We start from the raw sequence: 14,153 nt of genomic DNA, 5'->3' as shown, positions 1-14,153 counted from the left end.
ATGAGTCTCCTGTGGGGCGTGGATCAAGGAATTCACGTTCCCGTTGTGCACAGGGGGACGAAATGGACGAATCAGATACACCTCCGGAAACACCACCGGAAACACCACCGGAGACACCGCCCGAGGCACCACCGGCAACACCGTCGGCAACGCCTCGCCGTACCGCCGCGCTGATCGCCGGCGCCGCCGTACTCGGCGTCGTGGCCGGCACCTGCGTCGGCTACCTCGTGCAGGCCGACCGCGAGCCCACCGCCCTGCCGCCCCTCTCCCAGCCGTCGATCGCGCAGGCGAAGGGCGCCGGTCCGGAGCCGCTGTCGGCCGCCCGGGACCGGAAGGTCAAGGTCGACGGCGATCTGCGCAAGCTGCTGCTGAAGAAGCCGCGCGGGGCGGGCAGGGGAGTCGTCGAGGTGGGTGACGACGGGTGGATGGACCTCGCCGAGTACGCGGACACCTTCAAGTACCCGGCAGGGGCCTTCCGGAGCCTGACCGAGGACGAGGAGTTCCGCCGGGCCGCCGTCACCGACTGGCGTGAGGGCAGCACGTTCAGCGTGCAGATCAGGCTGGTCCAGTTCCGCCAGGAGGAGACCGGCACGGAGGCCGCCGACGCGGCGTCCGACGGCAACTACTACGCCATCACGCCGGACAACTACGACACCCACAGCTGGCCGATACCCGGCACGGGCGACGGCATGGTGTACGTCCGCTCCAAGCCCGACACCTCCTACGGCGTGAGCCTGTACTCGGCGGAGGCGCACGCCTGGCGCGGGGACATCGAGATGCAGGTCTGGATCTACGACACGAAGCCGATCCCGAAGGCGAAGGTGCTGGACCTCGCGAAGCGGCAGATGGAGCAGCTGTGAGCGAGAACCAGGAAACAACCTCCGTGACCCCCGAGCCGACCCCCGCCCAGCAGCCCGCGGCCACCGAGTCGACGCCCGCCGAGCCGACAGCAGCCGAGCCTGCGGCCACTGAGTCGACGCCCGCCGAGTCGACGCCTGCCGAGCCCGCGGCCGACGCCCCGGACCCGGCCCTCGCGGCCCCCGCCCCCGCCGCCCCCACCCCGAAGCGCCCCCGTGCCCCCCGTCGTATCGCCGTCCTCGTCGCCTCCGGCGTCCTGGCCGCGGCCGTGCTCGGCGCCGGGGCCTGGACCGTCGTCGCCGTGCACGACGCCGACCGCGACCCCGGCGCCCCCGTCTGGAGCCTTCCGAAGGCCGCCAAGGAGACGAAGGCGGCCTCGGCCGGCGGTCTCCGGGGGATGCTGCTGCCGTACGGCTCCGACACGTACGGGCGCGGCCCGGACATGGCCGAGTTCGGGTCGGACGCCGCGCTGACCGGTGCGCAGGCGACCCTGCTGCGCAAGGAGTCGATCAAGGACCTGCCGCGTTCGCAGCGGCGGGAGCTGGAGCGGCAGATGGACCGGAACCCGGTCAGGGGCATGGCGATGCGCAGCTACGTGAGCAAGGACGCGCCGGGCTACCCGTACACGATGGAGATCGTGCTGGCGCAGATGGGGAACGAGCGGACGGTCCGCTCCACGGCCGGTGTCCAGAAGGAGCTCTTCGACGCGCTGAAGGTGTTCCGCAAGGGCCCGGAGATCAAGGGGTACAAGGACTCGACCGCGTGCTTCCTGACGCCGGCCGGCAAGGACGTGAAGCTCGACACGATGTTCTGCTCCGGCTACGTGGGCGACATCCTGGTCACCGCGACGGCCACCGCGGCGAAGCCGCTGGACAAGCAGAGCGCGGCGGACATGCTCCGCGCACAGCTCGACCGCATCAAGGAGCCGGGGGCGGCCGTATGACCATGGAAGTGAACCAGCAACCGGAACCCGACGTCACCGCTGACGCCACTGCCGTCGACGCCACTGCTGCAGCCGCCCCCGAGGAGCGCCCCGAGGAGCGCCCCGAGGAACGCCCCGAGGAGCGCCCCGAGGAACGCCCCGAGGAGCGCCCCGAGGAACGCCCCGACGAGCACCCCGAGGCCCAGCCCAGGCAGCCCGCTCCCAAGGACCGGCGCCTGCTGCGCGCCGCGCTCCGCTGGGGTGCCGCGGTCGCCGTCTTCGCGGTGGTCGGTGGCGGGACGGCGTACGGCATCGCCGGCCTCGACCGCACCGACGTCCCCGGTCTCGCCACGCACTCCGACGGCCGCTGGGCGTACCCCGTCCTCGTGAAACCCCCACTGCCCGCCGGCAGCCCCGGCCCGAACGACGACGCTCGCAACCCGGCCGGCACCCACTACGCCGACCTGCGCGAACTCGTCCTGCCCGCGCCGAAGGGCGCGAGGGCCGACGCGTCGCTCAAGGGGACGGACGGCTGGCTGGCGACGAAGACGTTCCTCAAGGAGTTCTCGCTCGCGCCGGACCGCGAGGACGTGGGCCAGCGGCTCACCGACAACGGGCTGCGGCACATCGCGGCCCGCGGCTGGACCACCGCCGACGGCACGCACACCCGCGTCTACCTGCTGCAGTTCGACACCGGGGCGGTCGCCGACCACGTGCTCGGCGACGAGCTCACGGTGAACGAGGCGCCGATCTACCGGGTACGGGGCGGCGACGCGTTCGAGCCGGACGACCTCCTCCCGAAGGCGGCGCAGGTGGCGGACGTGCGCACGGTCCTGGTCCACGAGGCCAGGCCGTACGGCGCCGAACAGGTCCGCGAGGCGTATCTCGCCTCCGGGGACACCGTCGCCGTGATCGTCCAGTCCCGGAAGGGCAGCGCGCTCGCCGTGCCCTTCCGGCAGACCGTGACCCTGCAGGGCGAGCTGCTGGGCTGACCCCGCGCGGGCGTACCTCGCCAAGAGGGCCGGGCCCGGGCCGCGTAAGCTGGGGCCCGGCTCTTGTACGTACGCCCGCCTTCGCTCAAGGAGCACCCGTGGAAGCCTTCTTCGAAACCCTGCTGGTCCTGGTCTGCGTCGGCGTCGTCGCCTTCGCCTGGCTGACCGTGAAGAAGCTGTACCAGGGCCAGCGCTGAACCGAGTCCGACCCTAGGAACCCCCACTCATGATCGAGATTCCGTCCGACCTGCACAAGGACCTGGTCCCGCTCGCCTTCCTGCTCGGCAGCTGGGCCGGCGCGGGCGTCCACGACTTCCCGGGCTCGGAGAAGTGCAACTTCGGCCAGGAGGTCAGTTTCAGCCACGACGGGCGGGACTTCCTGGAGTACCACTCCCACACCTGGGTGCTGGACAACGACGGGAACAAGGTCCGTCCGCTGGAGTCGGAGTCCGGCTTCTGGCGCATCGACGCCGACCGCAAGGTCGAGGTCACGATGGTCCGCGACGACGGCGTGATCGAGATCTGGTACGGCGAGATGGCCGCGAAGACGCCGCAGATCGACCTGGTCACCGACGCCGTGGCCCGGACGGCGGCCTCCGCCCCGTACAGCGGCGGCAAGCGGCTGTACGGCTACGTCAAGAGCGACCTCATGTGGGTCGGCGAGAAGCAGACCCCCGAGGTCGAGCTGCGCCCCTACATGTCGGCCCACCTGAAGAAGGTCGTCACCCCGGAGGACGTCGAGCGCTGGGCCAAGGCCCTCCCCGACGACATGCCGGACGACGGCATCGCGTTCTTCAAGTAGTTCCGATAGTTCGGAACATTGGAAGTAGTTCTAGACTTTCGGTGTGGTGAGCACCGACTGGAAGAGCGACCTAAGGCAGCGCGGCTACCGGCTGACGCCGCAGCGGCAACTCGTGCTCGAAGCCGTGGAGACCCTCGAGCACGCGACCCCCGACGACATCCTCGGTGAGGTGAGGAAGACGGCGTCGGGGGTCAACATCTCGACGGTCTACCGGACCCTGGAGCTCCTGGAGGAGCTCGGGCTGGTCAGCCATGCCCATCTCGGGCACGGGGCGCCGACGTACCACCTCGCGGACCGGCACCACCACATCCACCTGGTCTGCCGCGACTGCGACAACGTGATCGAGGCGGACGTGGCGGTGGCCGCGGAGTTCACCGCCAAGCTGCGGCGGGACTTCGGCTTCGAGACGGACATGAAGCACTTCGCGATCTTCGGGCGCTGCAAGGACTGTGCGCTGAAGAGGGGCAAGGGGGCGTCTCCCGCGTCGGCGTCCGTCCAGAGTTCAATTACCGAGTCGTAGGCTTACTCATATGAAGAGCCCTCTGCTGTCCCTGCCCGGCGCGGTGCCCGCCGAGGGCGTGGACGAAGGCGTCGCCGCGCACTACGGCGACCTGTTCCGCGAGCAGCGCGCGCTCGCCGACGGCGCCGGTTTCGTCGACCTCTCCCACCGGGGGGTCGTGGCCGTCACCGGCGAGGACCGGCTGAGCTGGCTGCACCTGCTGCTCACCCAGCACGTCAGCGCGCTGCCGGCCGGCGAGGCCACCGAGGCGCTGATCCTCTCCGCGCACGGCCACATCGAGCACGCGCTGTACCTGGTCGACGACGGTACGACCGTCTGGGCGCACGTCGAGCCCGGCACCCAGGAGGCGCTGATCGCCTACCTGGAGTCGATGAAGTTCTTCTACCGGGTCGAGGTCGCCGACCGGACGGACGACTTCGCCGTCGTCCACCTGCCCGCCGGGTCCATCGCCGAGGTGCCGGACGGCGCCGTCGTCCGCGAGACGGCATACGGCCGTGATCTGTTCCTGCCCCGCGCCGACCTGGAGTCGTACGCACAGAAGGCGGGTCCGGCCGCCGGGCTGCTCGCCTACGAGGCGCTGCGCGTCGAGCACCACCGGCCCCGGCTCGGCTTCGAGACCGACCACCGGACCATCCCGCACGAGCTGGGCTGGATCGGCACCGCGGTGCACCTCCAGAAGGGCTGCTACCGCGGCCAGGAGACCGTGGCCCGGGTGCAGAACCTCGGCAAGCCGCCGCGCCGCCTGGTCTTCCTCCACCTGGACGGCAGCGACGTCCACCTGCCGCCGCACGGGACCGAGATCCGGGTGGCCGACGAGGGCGAGGACGGCCGGAAGATCGGCTTCGTGACGACGTCGGTACGCCACTTCGAACTGGGGCCGGTGGCCCTGGCGTTGGTCAAGCGCAACGTCCCGGCGGACGCCCGGCTGATCGCGGGGGAGACGGCCGCGGCACAGGAAGTGATCGTCGAGCCGTAGCCCCGCCGCGGGGATCCGTCCACAGGCTGTGGATCTCCGCAAGCTCGCTGCGGGATATGCCGTTGACACTCCATAATTGGCAACGGGCAGCGACCACTTGGACACGGTGTGCACGTGTTCGATCCGATGAGCGGGGTGCCCCCGGGGGGAGGCGCCGTGACACCGCAGGAGGAGTTCGCCGAGGCGCTGCGCGTCCGCCGGGAGGCCGCGGACCTCTCCCTCGCCGAGCTGGCCCGCCGGGTGCACTACAGCAAGAGCTATCTCAGCCGGGTGGAGAACGGCCTGCGGCCCCCGGGCCGGCTGCTGGCCGAGCGCTGTGACGCCGCCCTGCGGGCCGACGGCGCCCTGCTCGCCCTGCTGCCGCCCGGACCCGAGCAGCACGAGAGACGGGACGAGAAACGGGCCGAGGCCGACCAGCCCGGCCGCGCCACCCGGCGTCGCCCGCCCCCCGGTCCGGCCTCGGCCTCCGTCGCGGCCCCGGCCTCCGTCCCGGTCCCGGCCGTCGACCCGCCCGCCCGGCCGAGCGGCTACGGCGCCGCCTTCGACCAGCACATCCGGCGTGGCGACACCCGCCACCTGCTCGGCGAGATGTACGAGGCGGGCCGGCACTACCAGGCCGCCTACGAGGCCGCCGGCGGCGACGAACTGGCCCGCGCGCACGCCGTCGTCCGCAGCGCCCGGCGCTGGTCGGACCCCGGGCAGGTCGACCGCGACCTGCTGTTCCGCATCGACGCCTGCCTGGCCGCGCTGGCCGGCCGCGAGGACACCCGGGCGGTGGAGCTGCGGCTCCAGCTCACCGCCCACCGGGCCAAGAAGCTCGCCATGGCCATCGGCGACGACACCGCGGTCACCGGCGCCGAACCCCGCACCGGCGCCCGGCTGGCCCGCCAGGCGCTGGCGGAGCTGCGCGAGCGCGGCCGCCGGCCGCCCGGAACACCCGGCGGCGTCGGCGACGAGGCCCGCTGCGAGGTGCTGACCGAGACCCGCTGGGCGCTGTACGACTTCGAGCCCGCCCGCACCCTGCTGGCCCTCTCCACCGAGCTCCGCGACCTCGCCGTCCGCTCCCACTCCGCCTACTTCCAGGGGGAGGCGCTGGTCGCCCTCGCCATCGACCAGCTGCGCACCGGCCGGGTGCCCGCCGCCGAGGCGACCCTCAGCCGCCACCGCGAGTACGCGGCCCGGCACCGCAGCCGCCTCGCGCACTGGCAACAGGGCACGCTGGACGCCCTGATGAACCTGTGGCGCGGGGAGTTCGGCGCCGCCGAGGGATGGATCCTCGGGGAGGCCGGTGAGGTGGCGGCGGCGATGGAGACGGGGCTGTCGATGCCGGCGGACGCCCTGAGCCAGACCGTGCTCGGCCAGGAGTTCTGGCTGCGTTACGAACAGGGCCGCCTGGCCGAGCTGTTCGCCTCCCCGCGGATGGCCGGCGTCCAGCGCCGCGGCTACTTCCCGGTGTGGCGGGCGGGCCTCGCCCTGGCGCTGTGCGAGACCGGACGGTACGAACAGGCCGCCGACCAGCTGCGGGCGTTCGCCGCCGACGCCGACGGCTTCACCCGGTTCCCGCCGAGCGGCTGGGCCCTGCCCACCGCGGCGACCCTCGCCCTGGTCTGCGCCGAACTGGCGGAGCGCACGGACCGCCGTACCGAGGTGTCGGCGTACGTCCCGGCGCTGCGCGCCCTCCTCGACGCGCACGGCGACGAACTGGTCCTGGCCGGCTGGCCCACCGTGCTGCTCGGCCCCACCGCCCGCTTCAGCGCCCTGCTCGCGCTCGTCGCCGGCGAACCGGAGACCGCGCTCGGACACCTCGCCCGCGCCGTACGCCTGGCGCAGCGCTACCCGGCGCAGATGGCCCGGCTCCGCCTCGACGAGGCCCGCGCCCGGCTCCGTACCGGCTCGCCCGCCGCCCAAACTGCCGCCCGGGCCGCCGCCCAGGGTCTGGCCCGGACCGCGCTCGGCACGGCGGAGGAGCTCGGCATGGCGGCCCTGGCCCGGGACTGCCGGAAGCTGCTCACATCTCCAGCAGGACGGTGAACGGGCCGTCGTTCGTCAGCGACACCCGCATCTGCGCCCCGAACCGCCCGGTGGCCACCGTCGCCCCCAGCGACCGCAGCTGCGCGACCACCTCGTCCACCAACGGCTCGGCCACCTCCCCGGGCGCCGCCGCGTTCCAGGTCGGCCGCCGCCCCTTGCGGGCATCGCCGTAGAGCGTGAACTGGCTGATGACGAGCAGCGGCGCGTCGACGTCACTGCACGACCGCTCGTCCGCCAGCATGCGGATCGACCAGAGTTTCCGGGCGAGTTGGGCCGCCTTCTCCTTCGTGTCCTCGTGGGTCACGCCGACGAGCACGCACAGGCCCTCGCCCTCGATCGCGCCGACCGTCTCGCCGTCCACGACGACGCTCGCGCCGTCCACCCGCTGTACCACCGCTCGCATGCGGACCATCATGCCCGGTGCCCGCCCGGCCCTCGCAGGGGGTTGCCACGGGGCCCATTATTGATCCTTAACGTCCCAACTAGGGCCGTTCGGGGGCACTCGGTCACATTGCGGCCACTTGGGGTGGCACCATGCTTCCACACGCCGGTCGAGGGGACGGTTGAGACGCATGAGCACACCGAGCACCGGGCGACTGAGGACGCAGGGCACGCAGAGCGCGCAGAGCCTGCACCGGCCGCCCGTACAGCGCGGCGAGGACATCCCGCTGCCCGCGGAACCACCGGAGCACGACCTGGCCCGCCTGAGCCTGCCCGAACTGCGCGTCCTGCGCCGGGACGCCCAGCGCGACGAGGCGGACCTGAGCTATGTACGACGGCTGCTCCAGGGCCGTATCGACATCCTGCGCGCGGAGCTGGCCCGCCGCTCCCCGGCGGGCGCGGCCTCCGTCGTGGACCGCCTCCCGGAGATCCTCACGGACGCCCCGGCCCGCCACCGCTCCTCCGCCCGCCACGTCACCCTGGGCACCCCGCACAACGAGGAGTACGGCAGGCTGGCGGCCGACATGCTGGCCGAGGTCGAACTCTCCGACCTGCGGGCCCGCACGGACACCGAGCTGACGGCGGCGATGGGCCGCCTGGTCCGCTACGAACAGGAGGTGTCGCGGCGGCGGCAGCGCCTGCAGCGGACGGCCGACGACTCGAGCGGCGAGATCACCCGCAGGTACCGGGAGGGCGAGGCACAGGTCGACGATCTACTGACCTGAAGCGAAGCGCCCCGAAAGGGGCGCGGGACTGTATCGATATGCGGCTCCGCCGCGTGGGCGCGATCAACCCCCACCCACCCGCACCCGAAATTCGATCGGCACCACCCCGACCCACCACCTACCGTGCTGTCATGACTGACGCCGTCGAAGTCCGCCCCATAACCGAACCCGAACTCGCCGACTGGCACCGCGCCCTGTCCACCGGCTTCCTCCAGACCCCCACCCTCTCGGCCGACCAACTCGACGCCCGCCGAAGGCAGTTCGTCCCGGGCAGACTCCTCGGCGCCTTCGACGGCCCCCGCTGCGTCGCGACGTTCCGCTCCTTCGACCAGGAGCTGACCGCGGTCGGCGGCGCGACCGTCCCCGCCGACGCCATCTCGAACGTCACCGTGACCCCCACCCACCGCCGACGCGGCCTGCTCACCCGCATGATGAGCCAGGACCTGGCCGCGGCGAAGGAGCGCGGCGACGTCGTCGCGACCCTGATCGCCGCCGAGTACCAGATCTACGGCCGCTACGGCTTCGGCCCGGCGACCACGCTGACGGAGTGGACGATCGAGGTCCCGCGGTCCGGCCTGGACCCGCGCTGGTCGAGCCCCGGGGACGGCGGCCGTATCGACCTCGTCGACGGCGAGGACATCCGCAAGCTCGGCCCCGACCTGCACGAGCGCATCCGGCGCAGCACCCCCGGCGCGGTCAGCCGCACCGACCTGTGGTGGCAGTTGCGCACCGGCGTGGTCCGCTTCGACGAGGAGTGGAAGGAGCCCTACTTCGCGGTGTACCGCTCGGCGGCCGGCGAGGTGGAGGGCATCGCGTCCTACGAGTCGGACGACAACTGGCAGGGCAAGCAGCCGTACAACACGGCCGAGGTGCACTGGCTGCTCGGCACGACCCCGGCGGCCGAGCGCGCGCTGTGGCACTACCTGTGCTCGATCGACTGGATCACCCGGGTGAAGACCGGCTGGCGGTCGCCGGACGACCTGCTGCCGCACTACCTGCCCGACCCGCGCGCCGCACGCGTCACCAACCAGGCGGACTGGTTGTGGGTGCGGATCCTGGACGTCGTACGGGCTCTGGAGGCGCGGACGTACGACAGGGCGGGCTCGCTGGTCCTTGAGGTGGCGGACCGGCAGGGGCTGGCCGGCGGCCGGTTCCGGCTGGACGCCTCCCCCGAAGGCGCGTCCTGCACCCCGACCACCGACACCCCCGAACTCACCCTCGACATCGCCGAGTTGGCGAGCGTCTGGCTCGGGGACCAGTCCGTGGCGCGGTTGCACGCGCTCGGACGGGTCCGGGAAGAGCGAGTGGGCGCCGCCCGGGAGGCCGACGCCCTGCTGCGCACGTCCGGGCGTCCTTGGTGCCCGGACATCTTCTGAGACGGGTCTCCTTCCTCCCGGGGGCGGTACTCGATCCGTAGCGAGCTGTGAAGTTGTGACTGTGCGGGTCTGCCTGTGTTCGGTTGTCGGTGTTCAGTTGTGACTGTGCCGTGTGCTGGTCGTGCGCCCCGACAGTCGGCCCTGGTGGACCGGGCTCCCGGCTCCCCTCCGGAAGGGAACCCGGATGGCCAACCGCCGAGGAAGTATGACCATGTTGCTTGAGTTGGTGACCAACTCAAGAGTACTTATCTCCACTTGGATGCGACTCATAACCACCTTCCCGTGAACTGCCGAAAGATGGCGGGAAGTTGTACTGTTTGTCCGTGGACCCGGAACTCGCCTCCGTCAATGGGCGGAAGAGGTCACAGCGGCCTCAGGCGTCACACCGCGAGGTGGCCGACGAGCTGCGCACCCGGATCAGGTCCGGGGTGCTGCGGCCGGGCCAGCGCATGCCCACACAGGCCAAACTGGCCGACGAGTTCGGCGTCGAGCGCGGAGCCGTACGGCAGGCCCTGCGCATCCTGCAGTCGGAGCACCTGCTCACCAACGTGTCGAAGGGCGCTCCGGCGACGGTGGCCCAGGGTCAGGGCCCGGCGCGGCCCGCGAGGGGCCCGGAGGCACCGCCGCAACCGACCATGGTGGCCCTCACCCCCCGCATAGAGGCGGCCTTCGCGGCCTCGCACGTGAGGATCGACGCGCTCTGCCTGACCTCGGTCTCGCTCAACCTCGCGCTCGGCGGGCCGCTACGGCTCATCCACGCGGGGAGTCTGGAACCGGCCAAGATCGACGTCCGGGTGCTGCTGCCGAGCCGGGACATCGACCTCGCGTTCCCGACGGCGGTGGCGGCCGACGCCTCGGCCGAGGACGCGGTGCACGACCGCTGGCTGGCCCAGCGCAACGCCCAGGGGCAGGTGCTGCGGCACAACCTGCTGGCGCTGCGCGCCACGCACGGCATCGACGTGCACGTCACCTTCCGTGCCCTGCCGTTCACCCCGCCGGTCAAGCTGTACCTGCTCAACGGGGCGGAGGCGCTCTTCGCGTACTACACACTGGGGCGCCACGAGCGGGAGATCGACCATGAGCACCTGCAGACGTACGACGCCGAGGGCACGCAGTCGATGCTCTTCGCCTTCGAACAGGGCGCGGGGCTGCGGGACACCACGTTCGTGGACCAGTCCACGAGGTGGTTCGACGCCCTGTGGGAGACGATCAGTTCGGAACTGCACCTGACGGCCTAGGCGGCCCGTCGGTCCCTGCAGGACGGTCCCTACAGGGCGGGCCCGGTCAGCATCAGCGCGAGCAGGACGGCGCCGGCGGAGCTGAACGCCGGGCTCTTGGCCTTGATCCCCACGGTGAGCAAGAGCAGGCCGATAATGCCAGTGGCACCGTACTTCGACTGGACCATCTGCTCGAAGCCGATGACGAAGACGGCGGAGACGAGAGCGAGGGCGGCGGGCATGGTGTTCCCCCATCAGTCGGGAAGCAAGGCTTCCGCCAACTTGACCAAGTTGGTAACCAACTCTGATTAAGTTGTCCCCAGTTGGCCACTACTTATAAACAACCTTCAAACAACTCCCGCCAGATGGATCAAAGTTGTAGCGTTTGGTCGTGACTCAGGAGAACGTGGCAGTGAACGGCGGCAGCACACCCAAGGAGATCGCCGACGCCCTGCGGGAACGCATCCGTTCGGGCGACCTCAAGGCCGGCGACCGCCTGCCCACCCAGGCCGAACTGGCCGAGGAGTTCCGGGTGGAGCGGGGCACCGTTCGCCAGGCCGTGCGGGCACTGCAGGACGACGGTTTCCTCGTCGACGTCGGCAAGGGCAGCCCGCCGCGCATCGCCGAGCCGTCCGCCCCGGTGCTCGACGAACCCCAGCCGACGATGGTCGGCCTCGGCCCCCGTATGACGGAGGCGTTCGCCGCCGAGCACGTCCGCATCGACGCCGCCTGCCTCACCGCCCAGAGCCTGCTGCCGGCCCTCGCCGAGCCGCTGCGCATGATCCACGAGGGCCGGTTCCGCCCCGAACGCATCGACGTCCGGGTCCTGCTGCCCAGCCGGGACATCGCGCTCGCCTTCCCGACGGCGGTCGAGGGCGACGACGACACGGTCCACAACCGCTGGCTCGGCATGCGCAACGCCCAGGGCCAGGTGCTCCAGTACAACCTCCAGGGCCTGCGCTCCACCCACAAGATCGACGTGAACGTCACCTTCCGGGCCCTGCCGTTCACCCCGCCGATCAAGCTGTACCTGCTCAACGGCGCGGAGGCGCTGTTCGCGTACTACACGGTCACCCGCCGCGAGGAGCAGACGGAGGACGGCCTGCTCGACATGTACGACGCCGTCGGCTCGGAATCCCTCCTCTTCTCCTTCGAGAAGAGAACCAGCCAGCGGGACGCCGCGTTCGTGGAGCAATCACAGAAGTGGTTCGACGCCCTCTGGGAAACCATCACGACGGACCTGACACTCTCTTAGTGACTTCTGATACGACGCAGACTGAACTGGTGGCGACCGAGCGCAAGAACACGACCGAAGAGCTCACCCGACAGGTCAGAGACGCCCGTGTCGTCCTCTGGGACTTCGACGGGCCGATCTGCCGGTTGTTCGCGGGCCACTCGGCGGCAGGCGTGGCCGGCGACCTGGTCGAGTGGCTGGCGGACCGGGGCCTGCACAGCCTGGTCACGGACACGGAGCGGGACTCCCTCGACCCGCACCTGGTACTGCGCGCCGTGGACCGCCGGCACCCGGGCAGCGACCTGGTCGCGGAGCTGGAGGAACGTCTCACCAAGGAGGAACTGCGGGCCACGTCGACGGCGATGCCCACGGCGTTCGCGGACATCGTCATCCAGACGTGGCGTGCGCGTGGCGCCCGCATGGCGGTCACCACCAACAACTCCCCCCGGGTGGTCCGCGCCTACCTCGACGACCGCGCCCTGACCCCCTGCTTCGCCCCGCACATCTACGGCCGCACCCAGGACCTGCACCGCCTCAAGCCCGACCCGCACTGCCTCAACCGCGCCCTCAACGCGATGGGCGCCGCCCCCGGCGCGGCCCTGATGATCGGCGACTCACCCACGGACTTCCAGGCGGCCCGGACGGCCGGGGTGCCGTTTCTGGGCTACGCGCGTAACGCCCGGAAGGCCAAGCTCCTGGCCGAGGCCGGCGCGGAGCACGTGGTGGGGTCCTTGTGGCCGTTGCTGGAGATACTGCGGTACTAGGCGGTGCCGGGCGGGTCTGTCTGCTGCGGGGTGTCCGGGGGAGCGATGCGCTTGCGGCGCCATGCCACCAGGATGGCGATCACATTCGACAGGGTGACGGCCAGTTGCAGCAGGTCGTCGATCTGTACCGTGATCCCGAGTGCCCGTAACTCCATGGCGTCCGCCCCCTGAAAGCTTCGGTCGACCGTGCAGCACCCGGGCCCACCTGCCTGGTTGCCGGTCAGTATCAGGCATGCCCGGGCAGGTTGATCCGTTAACCGGCAATGCTGCCTGGCTTCCTGTCCGACCGGATTGTGTTTGCATGGCGGCTGTGGGAGGAAAGTTCGCTGTATGGCGGCCAGGCAGGTACGTGACGGTGGTGGCAAGGCGTTCCGGCAGGTTTCGGAGGCGCTGCGGACCCGGATGGTTGACGGAACGTACCAGCTGGGTGCCGAACTGCCCGCGCAGGGCAAGCTCGCCAAGGAGTTCGGGGTGTCCCGTGACACCGTCCAACGGGTGGTGCGCGAACTGGGCAACGAGGGGTGGATCGAATCCCGCCAGGGCAGCCCGGCTCGGGTCGTCAAGATCCAGCGTGTGCAGTCCACCACGGCCAAGGCCAGCAGGTCACGGCAGGTGATGATGCTGGGGCCGCTGATCAGCGAGGCGTTCGAGCAGTCCGAAGTCTCCCTGGACGTCTTCACGTTGACCTCGGAGTCCCTCGACACCCACATCCGGCTCCAGGCGGAGCGGATCCGGGCCGGTGCCATCGCCCCCGGCAGCATCGTCGTACGGTTGCTGCTGCCTGATCCTCAGCTCGACCTGCCGTATCCGGTGATCAGGCAGGACAAGGACGATCCACGGCTGCAGGAGCGGATGCGCGCCATCACCGACCGGCACACGGAATCGCTGCGTACCGCGCTGCGGGATCTGCAGGCCGAGCGGTTGGTGCCGTCCGTCGACTTCCAGATCAGGCATGTGCGCCTGGTGCCGGCCTTCAAGCTCTACGTCATCAACATGACAGAGGTGCTGCACGCCCTCTACGAGGTCATCCAACGGCTCATCATCCTGGACACCGGCGAGGAGATCGACGCGCTCGACGTGCTGGGACTGGGAGCCATGCTGACGCACCACGTCGCGGACGCCGATCCGGACTCGCCGGGATCGGTCTTCGTGCTGAAGATGCGGTCCTGGTTCGAGTCGGTCTGGAACCTGCTCGCCGAGTAGCGCTTCTGTCAGGTCTTGGCCGGACCAAAGGTGGGGACAACCGCGGTGCGCTAGCATGCCCGCATTATCTGAGCAACCGCTCCGGTTCCTAC

General features: G+C 70.9%; 16 protein-coding genes. 13 read left to right on the top strand and 3 right to left on the bottom strand.

What is annotated here, in order from left to right; genetic code table 11:
• Positions 1 to 62 precede the first annotated feature (62 nt).
• The 7 genes from ABZ887_RS37845 (at position 63) to ABZ887_RS37815 (ending at position 7,101) form a co-directional block, all read left to right on the top strand.
• Positions 63 to 860, top strand: coding sequence for a hypothetical protein (locus tag ABZ887_RS37845; protein WP_361300128.1), 798 nt, complete (start codon positions 63 to 65; stop codon positions 858 to 860).
• Positions 857 to 1,801 (top strand): hypothetical protein, encoded by a 945-nt coding sequence (locus ABZ887_RS37840; RefSeq protein WP_361300125.1) that lies wholly within the window; start codon positions 857 to 859, stop codon positions 1,799 to 1,801. The genes ABZ887_RS37845 and ABZ887_RS37840 overlap by 4 nt, the downstream gene beginning before the upstream one ends.
• Positions 1,798 to 2,772, top strand: coding sequence for a hypothetical protein (locus tag ABZ887_RS37835; RefSeq protein ID WP_361300122.1), 975 nt, complete (start codon positions 1,798 to 1,800; stop codon positions 2,770 to 2,772). Before ABZ887_RS37840 ends, ABZ887_RS37835 begins: the two co-directional genes overlap by 4 nt.
• A 226-nt stretch (positions 2,773 to 2,998) precedes the next feature.
• Positions 2,999 to 3,574 (top strand): FABP family protein, encoded by a 576-nt coding sequence (locus tag ABZ887_RS37830; protein ID WP_361300119.1) that lies wholly within the window; start codon positions 2,999 to 3,001, stop codon positions 3,572 to 3,574.
• Positions 3,575 to 3,617: 43 nt separating this feature from the next.
• Complete coding sequence (locus ABZ887_RS37825) at positions 3,618 to 4,094, top strand: Fur family transcriptional regulator (protein ID WP_361300116.1); 477 nt, start codon at positions 3,618 to 3,620, stop codon at positions 4,092 to 4,094.
• A gap of 10 nt (positions 4,095 to 4,104) precedes the next feature.
• Positions 4,105 to 5,070, top strand: coding sequence for a folate-binding protein (locus tag ABZ887_RS37820; RefSeq protein ID WP_361300113.1), 966 nt, complete (start codon positions 4,105 to 4,107; stop codon positions 5,068 to 5,070).
• A gap of 156 nt (positions 5,071 to 5,226) precedes the next feature.
• Positions 5,227 to 7,101, top strand: coding sequence for a helix-turn-helix transcriptional regulator (locus ABZ887_RS37815; protein ID WP_361300110.1), 1,875 nt, complete (start codon positions 5,227 to 5,229; stop codon positions 7,099 to 7,101).
• Here the strand turns inward: ABZ887_RS37815 and dtd are convergent.
• Positions 7,079 to 7,504 carry a D-aminoacyl-tRNA deacylase gene (dtd, locus tag ABZ887_RS37810; RefSeq protein ID WP_294005195.1) on the bottom strand — a complete coding sequence of 142 codons (426 nt, stop codon included), beginning with the start codon at positions 7,502 to 7,504 and terminating at the stop codon, positions 7,079 to 7,081. The genes ABZ887_RS37815 and dtd overlap by 23 nt on opposite strands.
• 169 nt (positions 7,505 to 7,673) lie before the next feature.
• On the opposite strand from dtd, the gene ABZ887_RS37805 reads away from it, so the two are divergent.
• From ABZ887_RS37805 to ABZ887_RS37795, 3 genes are all read left to right on the top strand, one after another.
• Positions 7,674 to 8,267 (top strand): aerial mycelium formation protein, encoded by a 594-nt coding sequence (locus tag ABZ887_RS37805; RefSeq protein ID WP_361300107.1) that lies wholly within the window; start codon positions 7,674 to 7,676, stop codon positions 8,265 to 8,267.
• A gap of 131 nt (positions 8,268 to 8,398) precedes the next feature.
• Positions 8,399 to 9,643: a GNAT family N-acetyltransferase gene (locus tag ABZ887_RS37800; protein ID WP_361300104.1), complete on the top strand. Its 1,245-nt coding sequence runs from the start codon at positions 8,399 to 8,401 to the stop codon at positions 9,641 to 9,643.
• A gap of 317 nt (positions 9,644 to 9,960) precedes the next feature.
• Positions 9,961 to 10,881, top strand: a complete 921-nt coding sequence (locus ABZ887_RS37795) for a winged helix-turn-helix domain-containing protein (RefSeq protein WP_361300101.1) — start codon at positions 9,961 to 9,963, stop codon at positions 10,879 to 10,881.
• Between the two features lie 29 nt (positions 10,882 to 10,910).
• Here ABZ887_RS37795 and ABZ887_RS37790 read toward each other — a convergent pair whose 3' ends face one another.
• Entirely contained in the window at positions 10,911 to 11,102 is a 192-nt protein-coding gene (locus ABZ887_RS37790; protein WP_089101768.1) for a hypothetical protein, read from the bottom strand.
• A 143-nt stretch (positions 11,103 to 11,245) separates the two neighbouring features.
• Here ABZ887_RS37790 and ABZ887_RS37785 point away from each other — a divergent pair, with 143 nt between their 5' ends.
• A complete protein-coding gene (locus ABZ887_RS37785) occupies positions 11,246 to 12,115 on the top strand; it encodes a GntR family transcriptional regulator (RefSeq protein WP_361300098.1) in 870 nt (289 codons plus the stop codon).
• The gene (locus ABZ887_RS37780; protein WP_361300095.1) at positions 12,064 to 12,858 is read left to right on the top strand and encodes an HAD family hydrolase; all 795 of its coding nucleotides are present in this window, start codon (positions 12,064 to 12,066) and stop codon (positions 12,856 to 12,858) included. The genes ABZ887_RS37785 and ABZ887_RS37780 overlap by 52 nt, the downstream gene beginning before the upstream one ends.
• On the opposite strand, the gene ABZ887_RS37775 is transcribed toward ABZ887_RS37780, so the two are convergent.
• Positions 12,855 to 13,013 (bottom strand): hypothetical protein, encoded by a 159-nt coding sequence (locus ABZ887_RS37775; protein ID WP_361300092.1) that lies wholly within the window; start codon positions 13,011 to 13,013, stop codon positions 12,855 to 12,857. The two genes, ABZ887_RS37780 and ABZ887_RS37775, sit on opposite strands and share 4 nt — an antisense overlap.
• 175 nt (positions 13,014 to 13,188) lie before the next feature.
• Here ABZ887_RS37775 and ABZ887_RS37770 point away from each other — a divergent pair, with 175 nt between their 5' ends.
• Complete coding sequence (locus tag ABZ887_RS37770; RefSeq protein ID WP_361300089.1) at positions 13,189 to 14,061, top strand: winged helix-turn-helix domain-containing protein; 873 nt, start codon at positions 13,189 to 13,191, stop codon at positions 14,059 to 14,061.
• The last annotated feature ends 92 nt before the right edge of the window (positions 14,062 to 14,153 follow it).

This window comes from Streptomyces sp. NPDC047061 (assembly GCF_040643955.1).
Taxonomy (GTDB): Bacteria; Actinomycetota; Actinomycetes; order Streptomycetales; family Streptomycetaceae; genus Streptomyces.
The sequence above is the reverse complement of the archived record's forward strand: the minus strand, read 5'-3'. Positions and strand labels throughout refer to the sequence as shown.

What these genes read in the sequence shown, in the direction of transcription:
- ABZ887_RS37790 (WP_089101768.1), bottom strand. Translation starts at nt 11,102, where the DNA reads ATGCCCGCCGCCCTCGCTCTCGTCTCCGCCGTCTTCGTCATCGGCTTC.
- ABZ887_RS37800 (WP_361300104.1), top strand. Translation starts at nt 8,399, where the DNA reads ATGACTGACGCCGTCGAAGTCCGCCCCATAACCGAACCCGAACTCGCC.
- ABZ887_RS37830 (WP_361300119.1), top strand. Translation starts at nt 2,999, where the DNA reads ATGATCGAGATTCCGTCCGACCTGCACAAGGACCTGGTCCCGCTCGCC.
- dtd (WP_294005195.1), bottom strand. Translation starts at nt 7,504, where the DNA reads ATGCGAGCGGTGGTACAGCGGGTGGACGGCGCGAGCGTCGTCGTGGAC.
- ABZ887_RS37820 (WP_361300113.1), top strand. Translation starts at nt 4,105, where the DNA reads ATGAAGAGCCCTCTGCTGTCCCTGCCCGGCGCGGTGCCCGCCGAGGGC.
- ABZ887_RS37835 (WP_361300122.1), top strand. Translation starts at nt 1,798, where the DNA reads ATGACCATGGAAGTGAACCAGCAACCGGAACCCGACGTCACCGCTGAC.
- ABZ887_RS37845 (WP_361300128.1), top strand. Translation starts at nt 63, where the DNA reads ATGGACGAATCAGATACACCTCCGGAAACACCACCGGAAACACCACCG.
- ABZ887_RS37805 (WP_361300107.1), top strand. Translation starts at nt 7,674, where the DNA reads ATGAGCACACCGAGCACCGGGCGACTGAGGACGCAGGGCACGCAGAGC.
- ABZ887_RS37775 (WP_361300092.1), bottom strand. Translation starts at nt 13,013, where the DNA reads ATGGAGTTACGGGCACTCGGGATCACGGTACAGATCGACGACCTGCTG.
- ABZ887_RS37770 (WP_361300089.1), top strand. Translation starts at nt 13,189, where the DNA reads ATGGCGGCCAGGCAGGTACGTGACGGTGGTGGCAAGGCGTTCCGGCAG.